We start from the raw sequence: 17,209 nt of genomic DNA, 5'->3' as shown, positions 1-17,209 counted from the left end.
ATGGTTAAACCAGGATCAGGTTGTCGCGGTGAACCAGTTCCGGTTCGGCCATATAACCCAAGAGTCCGACAATCGCATCCGACGATTGTCCAATAATCTTCTGCGCTTCCAGGGCGCTGTAGTTGGCCAGGCCACGGGCGATCTCGCGACCGTCGGGCGCGACACACACCACCATCTCGCCACGACGGAAGCTGCCCTGTACCAACTTGACGCCCACCGGCAACAAACTCTTGTTGCCCTGGGACAAGGCCGACACGGCACCATCATCGAGTACCAGAGTGCCACGGGTCTGCAGGTGCCCGGCCAGCCACTGCTTGCGCGCCGCCAGCATGCCGCGCTCCGGCGACAGCAACGTGCCGATGCGCTCACCGGCCTTGAGACGATCCAGCACGCGCTCAATGCGCCCGCCAACGATGATGGTGTGGGCACCGGAACGCGCGGCCAGGCGCGCAGCGCGCAGCTTGGTCTGCATGCCGCCACGGCCCAGCGCGCCGCCCACGCTGCCGGCCACGGCGTCCAGTGCCGGGTCATCGGCACGCGCCTCATAGATCAACTGGGCATCGGGGTTGTTGCGCGGGTCGGCGTCGAACATGCCGTCGCGGTCGGTGAGGATCACCAACAGGTCGGCTTCCACCAGGTTGGCCACCAGGGCGGCCAGGGTGTCGTTGTCGCCGAAGCGGATTTCGTCGGTGACCACTGTGTCGTTCTCGTTGATCACCGGGATCACCTTGAGCTCGACCAGGGCACGCAAAGTGCTGCGGGCATTGAGGTAGCGCTTGCGGTCGGACAGGTCGTCGTGGGTGAGCAGGATCTGCGCGGTGTGGCGGCCGTGCTCGGCAAAGCTCGATTCCCAGGCTTGCACCAGGCCCATCTGGCCGATGGCGGCGGCGGCTTGCAGTTCGTGCATCGCGCTGGGTCGCGCGGTCCAGCCAAGGCGGCTCATCCCGGCGGCAACCGCCCCGGACGACACCAGTACCAACTCCACGCCCGCTTCATGCAGGGCCACCATCTGTTCGACCCAGACGCTCATGGCTGCGCGATCGAGCCCCTTGCCATCCGCCGTCAACAACGCACTGCCGATCTTTACGACCCAGCGCTGCGCACCTGTCACTTTGCTCCGCATCATCTTCAACCTTAGAGTGAGGGCCGCGCGACCCAGCGCCGCCCATAACGTTATACCCGGATACCAAAACGCCGCTCCAGGGAGCGGCGTTCAAGTTTATCGCAACGGATCAGTCGCGCACGTAAATGATTTCCGGACCGTCTTCATCATCTACGTCTTCTTCGTCCCAATCGTCGTCGCCGATGTCGTGCACCGACTTCACGCCGCTGCGGCGCAGGGCACGCTGGTCGTCCAGGGCCTGCAACTGAGCACGGGCTTCGTCTTCGATCTGCTGGTCAAGCTCGGCGAGTTCGGCCTTGTACACCGGGTCGGCCGCCAGGCGGTCGGCGCGGTCTTCGAGGTAGCGCATGATGTCGCGGGTCAGGCGCTCGGTGCCCTCTTTGGCGATGGCCGAGATCACGTAGACCGGGCCGGTCCACTCCAGGCGGTCGACGATTTCCTTGACGCGTTCCTCGTGCTCTTCTTCGAGGATCTGGTCGCATTTGTTCAGCACCAACCAACGATCACGCTCGGCCAGGGCCGGGCTGAATTTGGTCAGCTCGCTGACGATCACTTCGGCGGCATCCGCTGCGCTGGTTTCATCCAGCGGCGCCATGTCGACGAGGTGCAGCAACAAACGGGTACGCGACAAGTGCTTGAGGAAGCGAATCCCCAGGCCTGCGCCGTCGGAAGCACCTTCGATCAGGCCGGGAATGTCGGCGATGACAAAGCTTTTCCAGCGATCGACGCTGACCACGCCCAGGTTGGGTACCAGGGTGGTGAACGGGTAGTCGGCGACTTTCGGCTTGGCGGCCGAGACCGAGCGAATAAAGGTACTTTTGCCGGCGTTCGGCAGGCCCAACAGGCCGACGTCCGCCAGTACTTTCATTTCCAGCTTGAGGTCACGCTGCTCGCCCGGCTTGCCCGGCGTGGTCTGGCGTGGCGCACGGTTGGTACTGGACTTGAATCGGGTGTTACCCAGACCGTGCCAGCCGCCCTGCACCACCATCAGCTTCTGGCCGGCCTTGGTCAGGTCGCCGATCACTTCCTGGGTGGCGGAGTCGATGATCGTGGTGCCGACCGGTACACGCAGTACCAGGTCTTCGCCTTTTTTACCGGTGCAGTCGGTGCTGCCGCCGTTGGAGCCACGCTCGGCATCGAAGTGGCGGGTGTAACGGTAGTCGACCAGGGTGTTGAGGTTTTCGTCGGCCATCATGTAGATGGAACCGCCGTCACCGCCGTCACCGCCGTTGGGGCCACCGTTTTCGATGAATTTTTCGCGACGGAAACTCATGCAACCGTTACCGCCGTCGCCTGCTTTTACTCGGATGGAAACTTCATCAACGAACTTCATAACAAAACGCCTCTCGCCGCACGGACGAGCTTAAAAAACCAAGACATAAGACTCTTGCAAAAATGAGCGCAGCGACCTCAAACAGCGACCGCCTATCCAGCGCCTGAGCTCATTACAAACAGCTTTGCAAGAGACTCACTCCACAAACGAAAAAGCCCCGTCGCAAGACAGGGCTTTTCCAGCGATCTCGCAATTAAGCTGCGACAACGCTCACGTAACGGCGGTTGAACGCGCCTTTTACTTCAAACTTGATCACGCCTTCGATTTTCGCGAAGAGGGTGTGATCTTTACCCATGCCAACACCGTAACCGGCGTGGAATTGGGTGCCGCGCTGACGCACGATGATGTTGCCCGGAATGATTTTCTGGCCGCCATACATCTTAACGCCAAGGCGTTTGGCTTCTGAGTCGCGACCGTTACGGGTACTACCACCAGCTTTTTTGTGTGCCATGAGTCAATTCTCCTAGTGAGGAATTAGGCTGAAATTAAGCCTGAATACCGGTGATTTTGATCTCGGTGTACCACTGGCGGTGGCCCATACGCTTCATGTGGTGCTTACGACGACGGAACTTGATGATGCGGACTTTATCGTGACGACCTTGGGAGATCACTTCAGCCACAACGGTAGCGCCAGCAACAACTGGAGCGCCGATGTTCACGTCATCGCCATTGGCGACCAACAGAACGCGATCAAAAGTAACGGATTCGCCGGTAGCGATTTCCAGTTTTTCGATCTTCAGGTATTCACCTGGGGCGACCTTGTATTGCTTGCCACCAGTAACAATTACTGCGTACGACATGGTATTTCTCCGATAATCCTGCTCACCCAGCGCTTTATAAGAAGAGGTATTGGCTGGCATGGCTGCATGGGATGGACGTCCCGAATGCAATTGCGTAAGGCAGGTGCTGCCCAGGAAGTTCAGGGTGCGCGATTGTACGCAAGCTGTGGAAGGCTTGCAAGGGGCCGTCTATCGCGCCTTGACACTGCGGGGTCAGGGTCCTAGCATGCCGCGCAACCCTTCTGGAGCGACTGTCGCTGATGCAACCCCAAGCTTTCTACCGCGCGGTCGCGGACGATTTTAGCGCCGTCGACGGCATCATCAAGCAGCAGCTGACGTCTAAAGTGCCGCTGGTCTCCAAAATTGGCGACTACATTACGTCGGCGGGCGGTAAGCGCCTGCGTCCTTTATTAGTGTTGCTGTGTGGCAAGGCCCTGGGCCGCGAAGGCGATGACCTGCGCCTGCTCGCCGCTACCATCGAGTTCCTGCACACCGCCACCCTGCTGCATGACGACGTGGTCGACATGTCCGGCATGCGCCGTGGCCGTGAAACCGCCAATGCCATGTGGGGCAACGCCCCGAGCGTGCTGGTGGGCGACTTCCTGTATTCGCGCTCGTTCGAAATGATGGTCGAGCTGGGCTCGATGCCGGTGATGAAGATCCTTTCACAGGCCACGCGCATCATCGCCGAAGGCGAAGTGTTGCAACTGTCGAAGGTGCGTGACGCCAGCACTACCGAAGAAACCTATATGGAAGTGATTCGCGGCAAGACCGCGATGCTCTTCGAAGCCTCGACCCATAGCGCCGCCGCGTTGTGTGGCGCCAGCGCCGAACAGGCCGAAGCGCTGCGCACCTTTGGTGATCACCTGGGCGTGGCGTTCCAGCTGGTGGACGACCTGCTGGACTACCGCGGCGACGCCGAAACCCTGGGCAAGAACGTCGGTGACGACCTGGCCGAGGGCAAACCGACCTTGCCGCTGATCTACACCATGCGCGAAGGTACGCCGGAACAGGCCGCCCTGGTGCGCAAGGCGATCCAGAAAGGCGGCATCGAGGACCTGGAAAGCATCCGCGCTGCCGTGGAAGCTTCGGGTTCGCTGGACTACACCGCGCAACTGGCGCGTGACTATGTGGCCCGTGCAATCAAATGCCTGGAAGCCCTGCCGGCCAGCGAATACCGGGACGCCCTGGTTGAGCTGAGTGAGTTCGCGGTCGCGCGTACGCACTAAAATACTTGCATGTGGGAGGGGCGCCGCCCCTCCACATTTAGGTTGTATTGCCAATTCCAGGGCGCCCCCGAGCCAAAAACCTTATATAATGTGCGACTTTTAGCCATCCCTGACTCCCGAGGAGCTTTAGTGAGCACGTTGCCACCCTGCCCGAAATGCAATTCCGAATTCACCTACGAAGACGGCGCCCAACTGATCTGCCCGGAATGCGCCCATGAGTGGTCCGCCAGTGGCGAGGCCGAAGTGGCCGGCGATGAAACCGTGAAGAAAGACTCTGTGGGCAACGTCCTGCAGGACGGCGATACCATCACCGTGATCAAGGACCTCAAGGTCAAGGGCACTTCCCTGGTGGTAAAAGTCGGCACCAAGGTCAAGAACATCCGCCTGTGCGACGGTGACCATGACATCGATTGCAAAATCGACGGTATCGGCCCGATGAAGCTCAAGTCCGAATTCGTGCGCAAAGTCTGAACCTGCTGTTTCCATCCCGCGCCCGCCGCGGGATGGCGCTTTGCCCTCCCCGTTGACCTTTCTCAATACCCACACAGAAAAAACCAGAAACCGCCAATAGGCACTTGCTATTCCACGAATAAGAATTATTCTCATTGAAACTCATCAAGGAGAACGACCATGACTTATTTGATCGATGCCTGGCTGGACCGCCCCCATCCTTACCTACGAATCCTGCATCGGGAAACCGGTGAAGTCTGTGCGGTGCTGGAAGAAGAAGCGCTGACTGAACTACAGGACCAAGGCGACCTGGACGTCAATGGCCTGAGTTCAAGCGAACCCGGTGTGCTGAAGGAAGTGGTGCGTAATCTGTTCCTGTTCTGCTATGCCCGGGCGTTGCGCCCGGCGACGGAGCTCAATGGCAAGTTCCATCCATGAGTACACCGGCAAAACACTGTAGGAACGAGCAAGCTCGTTCCTACAGGTAACAGCAGGTCTTACAGAACGTCGAGCAGTTCGACGTCGAATACCAGAACGCTGTGCGGCGGGATGCTGCCAACGCCTTGAGCGCCGTAGGCCAATTCGCTCGGCACGTACAGGCGCCATTTGCTGCCGGCATTCATCAGTTGCAGGGCTTCGGTCCAGCCGGCGATCACGCCGCCCACCGGGAATTCTGCAGGCTGGCCACGCTCGTAGGAACTGTCGAACACAGTGCCGTCAATCAGAGTGCCGTGGTAGTGGGTGCGCACCTGGTCTTCACGGGTCGGCTTGGCGCCGTCACCGGCGGTCAGCACTTCAAACTGCAGGCCGGAAGCCAGGGTGGTGATGCCATCACGCTTGGCGTTTTCAGCCAGGAACGCCAGGCCGGCGCCTGCGGCCGCTTCAGCCTTGGCAGCCGCTTCGGCTTGCATGATTTCGCGGATGACCTTGAAACTGGCGGCCATTTGCTCTTGGTCAACACGGCTTGGCTTGCCTGCGAATGCGTCGGTCAGGCCGGCCAGGATCGCGTCCAGGCTCACGCCCGGTGGTGGGTTGTCGCGCAGTTGGTCGCCCAACTGACGGCCGATACCGTAGCTGACGCGGGTTTCGTCGGTGGACAGATTAACTTCGGACATGAAGAGGCTCCGCTGCAGGACAACGCGATTAACCGCGCCGTCCAAAACTAAAAGGGCCCGCAGACTAGCACACAAGACCGGGTCGTGATGAGCCCCTGCAACGCTGTAATCCATCCGGGTCGCCATCGCCGCACCGCGATGATGACCCTTTGTCGCCCCCCCAAATTAAGCCCTTCAGATTCACACCCGGCCGCCGATAACGGCCTACACCTTGGCTGGCTCAAAAAACAATACCGCCCAGCAAACAGACATCATTCTTGTGGAGCATTAGATGAACAGCTGGTTCGGTAACATCAGCGTCAACCTCAAACTGGGCCTGGGCTTTGGCCTGGTACTTGTCCTCACCTCGATCCTGGCTCTCACCGGCTGGACCAGCCTGGGCAGCCTGATCGACCGCAGCAACTGGATGAGCGACATCACCCAGCTCAACGCCTCGCTGACCAAACTGCGGATCGTGCGCCTGCAGTACATGCTGGCCAACGGCGATGAAGCCGTGGCGCAGAACGTACAGAGCAGCCTGGACGCCTTCGCGGCCCAACAACAGAAACTGCTCGACAGTTTCAAGAGCCCGGAAAACGTCAAGCTGCTCAACGAGCAGAAAGCGGTCATCACCGCTTACCAGCAATCACTGAACAAAATGCGCGAGGCTTACCGTAACGGCAACGCCTCGCGCCAGGTGATGGGCGACAAGGCCGACATCGCCAACGCGCAGATCAACGCGCTGGATGCGACGGTGCAACGGATGCCCGAGAGCCCCGAGCGCTTCGCTCAGTTCCAGGCCGTGACCAATGCCAAGTTCGAGTTTCTGTCGGCCCGCTACGAAGTGCGCGGCTACACCGGTAACGTCAACCCGGACACCGAAGCCCGCGCCGCCGCGCAAATTGAAAAAACCATCAGTGGCTTGAAAGACCTCAGTGCCGCCTTCGGCGCCAGCCAGCAAAGCGCGTTGAGCGCGCTGGAAACCGCCCTGAGCGCGTACCGCACCGCCGTGCAGAACTACAAGGTGGCCAACGCCAACATCGTCGCCGCTCGTGCGGAAATGACCACCCAGGGCGCGGATATCGTCACCATCAGCGACAAGCTCTACGAGATCCAGCTCAACCGCCGCGACGCCGAAAGCGCCCAGGCCCGTAGCCTGCAATTGATCAGCACCCTGCTGGCACTGCTGGTCGGCATCATCGCCGCGCTGGTGATCACTCGCCAGATCACCCGTCCATTGCAAGACACCCTGGCCGTGGTCGAGCGTATTGCCTCGGGCGACCTGAGCCACAACATCCAGGTCACCCGCCGTGATGAACTGGGCGTGCTGCAACAAGGCATCCAGCGCATGGGCAGCACCTTGCGCGAACTGATCAGTGGGATTCGTGACGGCGTGACCCAGATCGCCAGCGCCGCCGAAGAACTGTCGGCCGTAACCGAGCAAACCAGCGCCGGGGTGAACAGCCAGAAGATCGAGACCGATCAAGTCGCCACCGCGATGCACGAAATGACCGCCACCGTCCAGGAAGTGGCGCGCAACGCCGAACAGGCTTCGCTGGCGGCGGCGGATGCCGATGGCCAGGCCCGCGCAGGCGACAAAGTGGTGGCTGAGGCCATCGCCCAGATCGAACGCCTGGCCGCTGAAGTGGCGCGTTCCACCGACGCCATGAGCCATCTGCAACAAGAGAGCAACAAGATCGGCAGCGTGATGGACGTGATCAAGGCCGTGGCCGAACAGACCAACCTGCTGGCGCTCAACGCGGCGATTGAAGCGGCACGTGCCGGTGAAGCCGGCCGCGGGTTTGCCGTGGTGGCCGACGAAGTGCGTGGCCTGGCCCAGCGCACGCAGAAATCCACCGAAGAAATCGAAGGCCTGGTCGCCGGCTTGCAGAACGGCACCCAGCAAGTGGCCAACGTGATGAACAACAGCCGCAGCCTCACCGACAGCAGCGTCGAGCTGACACGCAAGGCCGGCGTATCCCTGGAAAACATCACCCGTACGGTGTCGAACATCCAGTCGATGAACCAGCAGATCGCCGCTGCAGCCGAACAGCAAAGCGCGGTGGCTGAAGAGATCAGCCGCAGCATTGTGAATGTGCGTGATGTGTCGGAGCAGACCGCCACCGCCAGTGAAGAGACGGCCAAGTCGAGTGTGGAACTGGCGCGTTTGGGTAGCCAGTTGCAGCAGATGGTTAGTCATTTCCGCGTTTAAAACCGGCAAAATCACCGTGGCGAGGGAGCTTGCTCCCGTTGGACTGCGCAGCAGTCCCTTCTTTATAAAACAAAGAGCGGGGCCGCTTCGCGGCCCAACGGGAGCAAGCTCCCTCGCCACAGGTACAGTGCTCGCCCTTAACCGCCTGGTATTATCTGCCAAGGCGGTTTTTTATTGCCTGCGATTTACCTCTCAGCCCTCGCCTTCCTCGACAAACACCACCCGGTTCCCAAACGGGTCCTTGATGCTCATCTCCCGCGAGCCCCAAGGCGTTTGCTCAACCTCAGGCTTGGCGTAACGGTAATCCTTGCCCTGCAATTGCCGCTGGTACGCGTCCACGCCCTGCGCTTGAATCCGCACCGCCGCGCCGGGTGAGGCATCGCCATGGTGTTCGGACAAATGCAGCACGCACTCGCCCAACGACACTTGCAGATACAGCGGGAAATTCGCTTCGAATCGATGCTGCCAATCGACCTTGAACCCGAGGAAGTCGACGTAGAATTCCAGCGCCTTGGCCTCGTCGAATATTCGCAGGATGGGGGTGACTTTTCCTAAGTGCATGGCGACCGCTCCGTGTATGAGATCGCCCACTATAAAGGCGAAAATCCACCCCGCAAATCCCCACTGCGTTGCAGAAACCGCCCCGCCCGCTCGCCATTCGCCTGCCCGTCGCTGTAGCTCAACACGCCATTGACCCATACCCCATCGATGCCTTCTGCCGCGCGTTGCGGCGTTTTGAAATCCGCCACGTCCCGCACCCGCAAAGGATCGAACAACACCAGGTCCGCCCAATGCCCTTCACGAATTTCTCCGCGTTGCGACAGACCGAAACGCGCCGCCGACAAGCCGGTCATCTTGTGCACTGCCGTGTGCAGCGGGAACAACCCGACATCCCGGCTGAAATGCCCCAACACTCGTGGAAACGCGCCCCACAACCGTGGGTGCGGAAACGGATCTTCCGGTAAGCCATCGGAGCCCACCATCGACAATGGATGCGCCAGGATGCGTCGCACATCCGCCTCGTCCATGCCGTAATACACCGCGCCCGCCGGTTGCAGGCGACGCGCGGCGTCCATCAGCGAAACATCCCACTCGGCAGCGATATCCTGCAGATCACGCCCGCCCATGTCAGGGTGCGGTGTGGACCAGGTGATGGTGATGCGAAACGCATCGGTCACTTGCTTGAGGTCCAGAGTCGATGAGCTGGCCGCATAGGGATAACAATCGCAGCCCACAGGATGGGTTTTCGCGGCATTTTCCAGCGCCGCCAGCAGCTGCGGACTACGTCCCCAGTTCCCCGCACCGGCACACTTGAGGTGGGAAATAATCACCGGCGCCCTGGCATGCCGGCCGATCAGAAACGCCTCGTCCATTGCCTCCAGCACCGGTTCGAATTCGCTGCGCAGATGGGTGGTGTACACCGCGCCGTATGCGGTCAGCGCCTCACTGAGTTGCAGCACTTCATCGGTCTCGGCATTAAACGCACTGGCATAAGCCAGGCCTGTGGATAAACCGAGCGCGCCGGCTTCAAGGCTCTCTTGCAACTGCACACGCATGGCGGCGATTTCATTCGGGGTGGCCGTACGATGCAGGTCGTCCATCTGGTTGCTGCGCAGCGCCGTGTGGCCGATCAGCGCCGCGACATTGACGGCCGGGAGGGCGTGTTCGACGGCGATGCGGTAATCGCTGAAACGCGGATATATAAACGCCTCGCGCGTGCCCAGCAGGTTCATCGGGTCCGGCGGATCGTTGCGCAGGCTGACCGGCGACGCGCTGATGCCGCAATTGCCGACGATTACCGTAGTCACACCCTGACTGAGCTTGGGCAGCATCTGCGGATAACGGATCACCACAGTATCGTCGTGGGTGTGCACGTCGATAAAGCCCGGCGCCAACACGCGGCCCCGGGCGTCGATGACCTGCTCGGCCACGGCTGTGGACAAGTCGCCAATCGCCTCGATACGGCCCTCGCGCAGTCCCACATCGGCGACGTACCCCGGCGTGTTGCTGCCATCAATCACCAGCGCCTGACGAATCAGCGTGTCGTACTTCATATCAGTCTCCAAGCGGCAGGCTATCGGGGCCGCCGCGATAATCGTCCAGGGCCAGCTTGATCCGGCGCAGGCGTTCCTGGTTGTCGTCCGGCAGGGCCAACGCCAGCTCGGTGGCGAGCAGGTCAATGGCCAGCAGCATGCCGTAGCGCGCCGCCGTGGGCTTGTAGATAAAACTGGTTTCGGCCGGCTGCAGCGGCAGCAGCACATCGGCCAATTGCGCCAGAGGCGAATCGGTCAGGGTGATGGCGATGATGCGCGTGTCGTAGTTGCGCGCCAGCTCCGTCACCGCCAGCAACTCCGGGGTGAGGCCGGTGAGCGAGCATACGATCAACGCGTGGTCCGGGCCCAAAGTGGCGGCGGTGACGCGCATCATCACCGGGTCATGGCAGGCGGCAATCGGGTAGCCCAGGCGCACCAGGCGCACCTGCAATTCATCGCTGCACAGGCTCGATGGGCCGCCCATGCCGAAGGCATGGATCATCCGCGCCTTGCCCAACAGGCTGACCGCATCGACAAAACTTGCCTGGCTGAATCCCGACAAATGCTGACGCAACGTCGCCTCGATATCACCGAGAATCTGCCGGTGAAAGGCCGATTGTTCGGGTAGCCCGGCAGGGTCGAGGAAGCGGCTGCCGACACCACTGGCCTGGGCCAGTTGCAGGCGCAAATCACGCAGGTCGCGGCAACCGACGCTGCGGGCAAAGCGCGACAAGGTCGCCGTGCTGACTTCGGCCCGTTGGGACAATTCCTCCAGGCTGGCCGATGCGGCAAAGCCCACATCATCGAGCATAAGCTGGGCGATGCGCCCTTCGCCGGCGCTGAAGGACGCCTGGCGGGCGCGGATCTGGTAGAGGATGTCCATGGGGGCTCCGGGTTACAGAAGGCAGGACAGACCGTAGGTCAGAGCGAAGGCCACCACCGAAATCAGGGTCTCCAATACGGTCCAGGTCTTGAAGGTCTGGATCACCGTCATATTGAAGTATTCCTTGATCAGCCAGAAGCCGCCGTCATTGACGTGGGAAAAAATCACCGAGCCCGCGCCGGTGGCCAACACCAGCAATTCCGGATGTGGATAACCCAGGCCCAGGGCGACCGGGGCTACCACGCCCGAAGCCGTAGTCATGGCTACCGTGGCTGAGCCCGTCGCAATCCGCATCAACGCCGCGAACAGCCAGCCCATCACCAGCGGCGACAAGTGGAAGGCATGGGCTAGGCCGAGAATTTCATTGGTAACGCCAGCGTCCACCAATATCCGGTTCAACCCGCCACCCGCGCCCACCAGCAAGGTGATGCTCGCGGTCGGCGCCAGGCATTCATTGGTGAACCTGAGGATCGACTCGCGGTTGAAGCCCTGCGCCAGGCCCAGGGTCCAGAAACTCACCAGGGTCGCCACCAGCAGCGCGATCACCGAGTTGCCGATAAACAGCAGGAACTGGTTGAAGCCCGTACCCGGAGTGGAAATCACGTTGGCCCAACCGCCGATCATCATCAGCACCACCGGCAACAGGATGGTGCCCATGGTCAGTGCAAAGCTCGGCAAACGCTCACGGGGTTCGCGCTCGATGAACTGGCGTTCCAGCGGGTTTTCCGCCGGCAGGTGAATACGCGGCACAATGAATTTGGCGTACACCGGGCCGGCGATGATCGCCGTCGGGATACCGATGAGGATCGCATAGAGCACCGTCTGCCCCACTGACGCGTTATACGCCAGCACCGCCATCATCGCCGCCGGGTGCGGCGGCACCAGCGCATGCACCACCGACAAGCCTGCGACCATCGGCAAGCCGACCATCAGGATCGACACCCCCACACGCCGTGCCACGGTAAAGGCGATCGGCACCAGCAACACAAATCCTACTTCGAAAAACAGCGGCAGCCCCACCAGGAACGCGATGCACACCATGGCCCAGTGGGCATTGCGCTCGCCAAACCGGTTGATCAACGTGCGCGCCACCTGCTCGGCCCCGCCGGACTCGGCCATCATCTTGCCGAGCATGGTGCCCAGCGCCACCACCAGTGCGATATGCCCCAGGGTCTTGCCGACGCCGGCTTCATAGGACCCCATGATGGTGTCCGCCGGCATCCCGGCCATCAGCGCCAGGCCGATGGACACCAGGGTGATGACGATAAACGGGTTGAGCCGGTAACGTGCGATCAGCACGATCAAAGCAATGATGGCGATGGCAGCGTATGCCAATAGCCCGAAGCCCGGTGATGCGGCCATGCGGTACTCCTCGGAAAAGGGTCACGTCGAATTGGTTGTGAAACTCATAAATCATTACCAAGGAGCGTTTTCAATTTTTATGAAAGTAATTTTCGCCCACGGATAAGGGTTGTCGCGTCGGGATATGCCCAACACCTGTGTATGAAAATTCGAGGGGGGTTCTTACATGAAGATCAGAAAGGTCGGAAACTCAACGGACGCGCTTGAGTCTTAAAATTCACATCCCTTGATTGCCCAGGAAAAACGGACATGATTCGTACGACATTCGCCGTCAGCGTCTTGCTGCTCGCCCTGTGCGGCACCGCTGCCGCCGCCGAGAACCCGGCGTTGAAAAAGTGCATGGATGGCGCCGACACCACCGCCGACATGGTCACTTGCAACATCAAGGAAACCAAGGTGCAGGACACGCGCCTGAACAAGGCCTACCAGACGGCCCTCGCGGCTCAGGAAGGCAATCGCAAGCAGCAGCTGCAAGACGTGCAGCGCCTGTGGATAAAGTACCGCGATGCCAATTGCCAATTTATCGGCTCGGCCACCGGCGGCACCATCGACCAAGTCAATGGCACCGGCTGCGTACTCGATATGACCCAGGCGCGAGCCCAGGAACTGGAAGACCTGGTCGGGCCTTGATCACTTATTCGTGATGCACACGAGCGCGCTTGAGCAGCTTCCGGCAGCGCTCCGACAAATGCAGCACGCGCAGGTGCTTGCCGGCCTTGGTGTAACGCTCGCGCAGGGTCATCAGCGCGGCAATGGCCGAGTAGTCGACGAAGCTCAGATGGCGGCAATCCAGCGTCACCTCGGCCGGGTCATTGGCCGGGTCGAACTGGTTCAAAAACGGCGTGGTCGAGGCAAAGAACAAGGTGCCGTGCAGGCGATAGAGCTTGCTGCCATCGGCCTCCAGGTGTTCATCGGCATACAACTCACGGGCCTGCTGCCAGGCAAAATTCAGCGCTGCGATCACGATCCCGCACAGTACCGCGGTGGCCAGGTCAGTGAACACCGTGATCACCGTCACCGCGATAATCACCAGCACGTCATTGACCGGCACCTTGTTGATCACCCGCAATGAAGCCCAAGCGAAGGTCTGCTGGGACACCACGAACATCACCCCCACCAGCGCCGCCAGCGGAATACGCTCGATCAGCGGCGATAGAAACAGGATGAACAGCAGGATCATCACCCCGGCAAACACCCCGGAGAAACGCCCGCGCCCGCCGGAACTGAGGTTGATCACGGTTTGCCCGATCATCGCGCAACCGCCCATGCCGCCGAACAGGCCCGAGACCATATTCGCCGCGCCCAGGGCCACGCTTTCGCGGTCGGGGTAGCCACGGGTCTCGGTGATTTCGTCGGTGAGGTTGAGGGTCAGCAGGGTTTCCAGCAGGCCGACCATCGCCATCAGGAACGCATAAGGCGCAATGATGCCCAGGGTTTCCAGGGTCCAGGGGATCTGCGGCAACGCGAAGCTCGGCAGGCCGCCGGCAATGTGCGCCATGTCGCCGAGGGTGCGGGTGGGCAAGCCTAGCAGGTACACCGCCAGGCCCACGCCGAGGATCGCCACCAGGGCCGGTGGCACCGCGCGGGTGATGCGCGGCAGCAGGTAGACGATGGCCATGGTCGCCGCGACCAACCCGCTCATCACATACAACGGCGCGCCGCTGAGCCACTGTTCAGCGTTCTTGAAATGCTCCAGCTGCGCCAACGCGATGATGATCGCCAGGCCGTTGACGAACCCCAGCATCACCGGGTGCGGCACCATGCGCACCAGCTTGCCAAGGCGCAACAGGCCGAACGTCATCATGATCAGCCCGCCCAACAACACCGTTGCCAGCAGGTACTCCACGCCGTGCTGCACCACCAGCGCGACGATCACCACCGCCATCGATCCCGCCGCCCCCGAGACCATGCCCGGACGACCACCGAACAACGCAGTGAGGGTGCAGATGATAAAGGCGCCATACAGGCCCATCAGCGGGTTGAGATGGGCGACCAAGGCAAAGGCGATGCACTCGGGCAGCAGCGCGAAAGACGTGGTGAGGCCGGCCAGGGCATCGGCGCGCAGACGGGAGAGATTCATGAGGTACCAGGGCATTGCGGGGGATTAGGCGGGGAATGGTACGAAATTGCGCTCGGTGGGGCCAGTAATGTGTAACGACAGTTAAACCGGATCGCCCTCTTCGCGAGCCCCACCCATTCAGCACGCATACCGCGCCAGCTTGGCCTGGATAAAATCCAGGAAACACTGGATGCGCAACGCCAACTGCGAATTGCGATAGAACACCGCATGGATCGGCTGGCGATAACCACTGTTGAACGTTTCCAGCACCGGCACCAGGCGCCCGGCGTCGATATCGGCGCTGGTCATGAAGTTCGACAGGCAACAAATACCCTGCCCTTGCAGTGCCAACTGGCGCAGGGTTTCGCCGCTGGACGCGGCAATACCCGGCTCGATCAGCCAACGGTCGCCCTCCACATGGCGCAGCGGCCAGTGGTTGAGGGTTTCGGTCTGGGTGAAGCCAAGCAAGGTGTGCTTCGCCAGGTCGGCGACGGTCTGCGGCGCGCCGTACTGCTTGAGGTAATCGGGGCTGGCGAGGATATGCAGCGGGGTGCAGCCCAGTGAACGCGCGTGCAGGGTGGAATCCGCCAGGGCGCCGATACGGATCGCGATGTCGGTGCTCTGCTCCAGCAAGTCGATGATCAGGTCATCGCTATTGAGCTCCAACTGGATATCCGGATAGAGGCTGCGAAACTCCGCGATGTACGGCACGATCCCATGCAGCATGAACGGCACCGCAGCGTTGATGCGCAACCGCCCGGCGGGGTTCTTCTGGCGCGATGACAAGCGCTCTTCCAGCTCATCCATCTGCGCCAGGATCAGCTTGGCCTGCTCGAAGAAGTACTTGCCCTCCTCGGTCAGGTCCATGCGCCGCGTGGTGCGGTTGATCAGCGTGGTGTCGAGCTTGGCCTCCAGGCGCGACAAGGTGCGGCTGACCGCCGACGGCGTCTGCCCGACCTGATCCGCCGCGGCCGAAATCGAGCCGCACTCGATGACGCTGACGAAGATCTGTAACTCATCGGATCGGGCTTTCACAGGCGGTCCTCGCAATCGGTTCCGCGCAGCTTACACCGAGAGGTTGAAGACCTGCGCCAGATGTTGCTCGTAACGCGCCACGTCAGCCTCGATCGCCGGGCTTTTCATCACGTCCACACAGAGGAAGGTCGGCAGGCCGGTCATGCCGAGGAACTGATTGGCCTTGTGGAACGGAAAGTACACCGCGTCCACCCCCTTGGCCTCGAAGAAATCGCTCGGGTCGTCGAAGGCTTGCCGTGGCGCGTTCCAGGTCAGCGACAGCATGTACTGCTTGCCCTGGATCAGGCCGCCGCTGCCATATTTCTGCGAGGCATCGGAGCGGGTACGACCGTCGCTGGCGTACAGGCTGCCATGACCTTCGGTGAAGACTTCGTCGATGTACTTCTTGACGATCCACGGCGCGCCCATCCACCAGCCGGGCATCTGGTAGATGATCACGTCGGCCCAGAGGAATTTGGCGACCTCTTCGGCCACGTCGTAGCCCTGGTCGATATGCGTGACCTTGACGTCGATGCCGCCACGGTCCAGCACGGCCAAAGCGGTGTCATGCAGGGTGTTGTTGTAGCGGCCATCGGAGTGGGCGAATTTTTTACCGCCGTTGAGCAGGAGTACTTTTTTCATAAGAGGGCATCCAGAAGGTTGAAATGTCTGGATGCAGACTATCGACCTCAGCCCCTCGAAATAAGCATCCGCGCAGCAAAATACCTTTGAGCAAAAAGCACGAATACCGAGCACATTGTTAACCACTGATCAGCAGATGCACGCCCAACAGCGCCATGCCGATGAAAAATATCCGCTTGAACAGCACGGCACTGATGCGCTGGCGCAGCGCCTGGCCGAGCCACATACCCAGCAACGCCGGCACCAGCGCCAGCAATGAAGCAGTGACTTCACCACCGCCCAACGTACCCCGCCAGGCCAATCCGGTGGCCAAGGCGAGCGTCGACACCGTGAACGACAACCCCAGCGCCTGTACCAGTTGATCGCGATTCAAACCCAGCGCTTGCAGGTACGGCACCGCAGGAATCACGAACACGCCAGTGGCCGAGGTGATCAGGCCGGTGATCAGCCCACACACCGGTCCAAACCAGCGTTCAGTGGAGGTTTTTACCTTGAAGGTGGGCATGAACAATCCACTCAACGCGTACACCAGCAACGCGCCGCCCAAGGCGCGCACCACCCAACGCCCGCCATCCATGCCCAGCCACACCGTGCCAAGCCCGGTGCCGAGGAAAATCAGCAACAACATCGGCCACAGGCGCTTGAGCAAGGCACTCAGGTGGCCGCCGAACGCCAATTGCCACAGGTTCGTCACCGTTGAAGGAATGATCAGCAACGCCGCAGCCTGCGCCGGCAACATAGCCAGGCCGAGCAGGCCCATCGCCACAGTAGGCAAGCCCATGCCGATCACACCCTTGACGGCGCCGGCCAGCAGGAAGGTGGCGATCACCAGCAGGGTCAGGGTCGGGCCGAGGTTTTGGTAGAAGGTTAGGAAGGTATTCATTGGGTGATTGTGCGGGCTTGGAGCGAAGCTGGAAATTCACCATATACTGAGGCAGCCTCTTGTTTTGTGTGAGGCTGAGGGCCTAATCGGGCGCCAGTGAAGCCACTCGAGAA

At 61.1% G+C, this 17,209-nt stretch carries 18 protein-coding genes and 1 pseudogene; 6 read left to right on the top strand and 13 right to left on the bottom strand.

The window, feature by feature from the left end; genetic code table 11:
• Positions 1–4 precede the first annotated feature (4 nt).
• The 4 genes from proB to rplU all read right to left on the bottom strand — a co-directional run bounded on the left by proB (position 5) and on the right by rplU (position 3,256).
• Positions 5–1,123: a glutamate 5-kinase gene (gene proB, locus V6M90_RS25135; RefSeq protein WP_003176047.1), complete on the bottom strand. Its 1,119-nt coding sequence runs from the start codon at positions 1,121–1,123 to the stop codon at positions 5–7.
• Positions 1,124–1,232: 109 nt separating this feature from the next.
• Positions 1,233–2,456 carry an Obg family GTPase CgtA gene (gene cgtA / locus V6M90_RS25130; protein WP_003176048.1) on the bottom strand — a complete coding sequence of 408 codons (1,224 nt, stop codon included), beginning with the start codon at positions 2,454–2,456 and terminating at the stop codon, positions 1,233–1,235.
• 193 nt (positions 2,457–2,649) lie between these two features.
• Complete coding sequence (rpmA, locus tag V6M90_RS25125; protein ID WP_003176049.1) at positions 2,650–2,907, bottom strand: 50S ribosomal protein L27; 258 nt, start codon at positions 2,905–2,907, stop codon at positions 2,650–2,652.
• A gap of 34 nt (positions 2,908–2,941) precedes the next feature.
• Positions 2,942–3,256 (bottom strand): 50S ribosomal protein L21, encoded by a 315-nt coding sequence (rplU, locus tag V6M90_RS25120; RefSeq protein WP_003176051.1) that lies wholly within the window; start codon positions 3,254–3,256, stop codon positions 2,942–2,944.
• A 239-nt stretch (positions 3,257–3,495) separates the two neighbouring features.
• Here rplU and V6M90_RS25115 point away from each other — a divergent pair, with 239 nt between their 5' ends.
• The 3 genes from V6M90_RS25115 (at position 3,496) to V6M90_RS25105 (ending at position 5,352) form a co-directional block, all read left to right on the top strand.
• Positions 3,496–4,464, top strand: a complete 969-nt coding sequence (locus tag V6M90_RS25115; RefSeq protein WP_003176052.1) for a polyprenyl synthetase family protein — start codon at positions 3,496–3,498, stop codon at positions 4,462–4,464.
• A gap of 129 nt (positions 4,465–4,593) precedes the next feature.
• Positions 4,594–4,935: a zinc ribbon domain-containing protein YjdM gene (locus tag V6M90_RS25110; protein ID WP_042945274.1), complete on the top strand. Its 342-nt coding sequence runs from the start codon at positions 4,594–4,596 to the stop codon at positions 4,933–4,935.
• A 159-nt stretch (positions 4,936–5,094) separates the two neighbouring features.
• Positions 5,095–5,352: a PA4570 family protein gene (locus tag V6M90_RS25105; protein WP_003176054.1), complete on the top strand. Its 258-nt coding sequence runs from the start codon at positions 5,095–5,097 to the stop codon at positions 5,350–5,352.
• A 59-nt stretch (positions 5,353–5,411) separates the two neighbouring features.
• Here the strand turns inward: V6M90_RS25105 and V6M90_RS25100 are convergent, their stop codons facing one another.
• Positions 5,412–6,029 carry an FKBP-type peptidyl-prolyl cis-trans isomerase gene (locus V6M90_RS25100; RefSeq protein WP_003176055.1) on the bottom strand — a complete coding sequence of 206 codons (618 nt, stop codon included), beginning with the start codon at positions 6,027–6,029 and terminating at the stop codon, positions 5,412–5,414.
• Positions 6,030–6,300: 271 nt separating this feature from the next.
• Here V6M90_RS25100 and V6M90_RS30280 point away from each other — a divergent pair.
• Both V6M90_RS30280 and V6M90_RS30275 read left to right on the top strand, forming a co-directional pair.
• Positions 6,301–7,365: pseudogene (locus tag V6M90_RS30280) on the top strand (methyl-accepting chemotaxis protein); the annotation flags it as partial.
• A complete protein-coding gene (locus tag V6M90_RS30275) occupies positions 7,357–8,220 on the top strand; it encodes a methyl-accepting chemotaxis protein (protein WP_408637336.1) in 864 nt (287 codons plus the stop codon). The pseudogene V6M90_RS30280 and the gene V6M90_RS30275, both read left to right, overlap by 9 nt.
• A 192-nt stretch (positions 8,221–8,412) precedes the next feature.
• Here the strand turns inward: V6M90_RS30275 and V6M90_RS25090 are convergent, their stop codons facing one another.
• Genes V6M90_RS25090 through V6M90_RS25075 form a run of 4 tightly spaced genes read right to left on the bottom strand, consistent with a single transcriptional unit; the run spans position 8,413 to position 12,498 of the window.
• Positions 8,413–8,781, bottom strand: coding sequence for a glyoxalase superfamily protein (locus V6M90_RS25090; RefSeq protein ID WP_042945279.1), 369 nt, complete (start codon positions 8,779–8,781; stop codon positions 8,413–8,415).
• Between the two features lie 29 nt (positions 8,782–8,810).
• Positions 8,811–10,274, bottom strand: coding sequence for an N-acyl-D-amino-acid deacylase family protein (locus V6M90_RS25085; RefSeq protein ID WP_332847295.1), 1,464 nt, complete (start codon positions 10,272–10,274; stop codon positions 8,811–8,813).
• Between the two features lies 1 nt (position 10,275).
• Positions 10,276–11,136: a MurR/RpiR family transcriptional regulator gene (locus tag V6M90_RS25080; RefSeq protein ID WP_003176059.1), complete on the bottom strand. Its 861-nt coding sequence runs from the start codon at positions 11,134–11,136 to the stop codon at positions 10,276–10,278.
• 12 nt (positions 11,137–11,148) lie between these two features.
• Positions 11,149–12,498, bottom strand: coding sequence for a GntT/GntP/DsdX family permease (locus tag V6M90_RS25075; protein ID WP_078734633.1), 1,350 nt, complete (start codon positions 12,496–12,498; stop codon positions 11,149–11,151).
• 249 nt (positions 12,499–12,747) lie between these two features.
• On the opposite strand from V6M90_RS25075, the gene V6M90_RS25070 reads away from it, so the two are divergent.
• On the top strand, positions 12,748–13,128 hold the full coding sequence (locus V6M90_RS25070; protein WP_003176062.1) for a lysozyme inhibitor LprI family protein: 381 nt from the start codon (positions 12,748–12,750) through the stop codon (positions 13,126–13,128).
• A gap of 4 nt (positions 13,129–13,132) precedes the next feature.
• On the opposite strand, the gene V6M90_RS25065 is transcribed toward V6M90_RS25070, so the two are convergent.
• From V6M90_RS25065 to V6M90_RS25050, 4 genes are all read right to left on the bottom strand, one after another.
• Positions 13,133–14,578, bottom strand: a complete 1,446-nt coding sequence (locus V6M90_RS25065) for a SulP family inorganic anion transporter (RefSeq protein ID WP_003176063.1) — start codon at positions 14,576–14,578, stop codon at positions 13,133–13,135.
• Positions 14,579–14,695: 117 nt separating this feature from the next.
• Positions 14,696–15,592, bottom strand: coding sequence for a LysR family transcriptional regulator (locus tag V6M90_RS25060; protein WP_332847294.1), 897 nt, complete (start codon positions 15,590–15,592; stop codon positions 14,696–14,698).
• Positions 15,593–15,622: 30 nt separating this feature from the next.
• Complete coding sequence (locus V6M90_RS25055; protein ID WP_003176065.1) at positions 15,623–16,213, bottom strand: NAD(P)H-dependent oxidoreductase; 591 nt, start codon at positions 16,211–16,213, stop codon at positions 15,623–15,625.
• Between the two features lie 118 nt (positions 16,214–16,331).
• Positions 16,332–17,096, bottom strand: a complete 765-nt coding sequence (locus V6M90_RS25050) for a sulfite exporter TauE/SafE family protein (protein ID WP_332847293.1) — start codon at positions 17,094–17,096, stop codon at positions 16,332–16,334.
• Between the last annotated feature and the right edge of the window lie 113 nt (positions 17,097–17,209).

Origin of the sequence: Pseudomonas lactucae (assembly GCF_036688725.1) — a bacterium.
GTDB classification, from domain to species: Bacteria; Pseudomonadota; Gammaproteobacteria; order Pseudomonadales; family Pseudomonadaceae; genus Aquipseudomonas; species Aquipseudomonas lactucae.
Note: the sequence above shows the minus strand (reverse complement) of the source record. Positions and strands in the feature narration are given on the sequence as shown.

Excerpts from the sequence above, each read along its gene's own strand:
- V6M90_RS25115 (WP_003176052.1), top strand. The coding sequence starts at position 3,496 with ATGCAACCCCAAGCTTTCTACCGCGCGGTCGCGGACGATTTTAGCGCC.
- V6M90_RS25050 (WP_332847293.1), bottom strand. The coding sequence starts at position 17,096 with ATGAATACCTTCCTAACCTTCTACCAAAACCTCGGCCCGACCCTGACC.
- cgtA (WP_003176048.1), bottom strand. The coding sequence starts at position 2,456 with ATGAAGTTCGTTGATGAAGTTTCCATCCGAGTAAAAGCAGGCGACGGC.
- V6M90_RS25055 (WP_003176065.1), bottom strand. The coding sequence starts at position 16,213 with ATGAAAAAAGTACTCCTGCTCAACGGCGGTAAAAAATTCGCCCACTCC.
- V6M90_RS25080 (WP_003176059.1), bottom strand. The coding sequence starts at position 11,136 with ATGGACATCCTCTACCAGATCCGCGCCCGCCAGGCGTCCTTCAGCGCC.
- V6M90_RS25105 (WP_003176054.1), top strand. The coding sequence starts at position 5,095 with ATGACTTATTTGATCGATGCCTGGCTGGACCGCCCCCATCCTTACCTA.
- V6M90_RS25085 (WP_332847295.1), bottom strand. The coding sequence starts at position 10,274 with ATGAAGTACGACACGCTGATTCGTCAGGCGCTGGTGATTGATGGCAGC.
- V6M90_RS30275 (WP_408637336.1), top strand. The coding sequence starts at position 7,357 with ATGGGCAGCACCTTGCGCGAACTGATCAGTGGGATTCGTGACGGCGTG.
- rpmA (WP_003176049.1), bottom strand. The coding sequence starts at position 2,907 with ATGGCACACAAAAAAGCTGGTGGTAGTACCCGTAACGGTCGCGACTCA.
- V6M90_RS25090 (WP_042945279.1), bottom strand. The coding sequence starts at position 8,781 with ATGCACTTAGGAAAAGTCACCCCCATCCTGCGAATATTCGACGAGGCC.
- proB (WP_003176047.1), bottom strand. The coding sequence starts at position 1,123 with ATGCGGAGCAAAGTGACAGGTGCGCAGCGCTGGGTCGTAAAGATCGGC.
- rplU (WP_003176051.1), bottom strand. The coding sequence starts at position 3,256 with ATGTCGTACGCAGTAATTGTTACTGGTGGCAAGCAATACAAGGTCGCC.
- V6M90_RS25070 (WP_003176062.1), top strand. The coding sequence starts at position 12,748 with ATGATTCGTACGACATTCGCCGTCAGCGTCTTGCTGCTCGCCCTGTGC.
- V6M90_RS25100 (WP_003176055.1), bottom strand. The coding sequence starts at position 6,029 with ATGTCCGAAGTTAATCTGTCCACCGACGAAACCCGCGTCAGCTACGGT.
- V6M90_RS25065 (WP_003176063.1), bottom strand. The coding sequence starts at position 14,578 with ATGAATCTCTCCCGTCTGCGCGCCGATGCCCTGGCCGGCCTCACCACG.
- V6M90_RS25075 (WP_078734633.1), bottom strand. The coding sequence starts at position 12,498 with ATGGCCGCATCACCGGGCTTCGGGCTATTGGCATACGCTGCCATCGCC.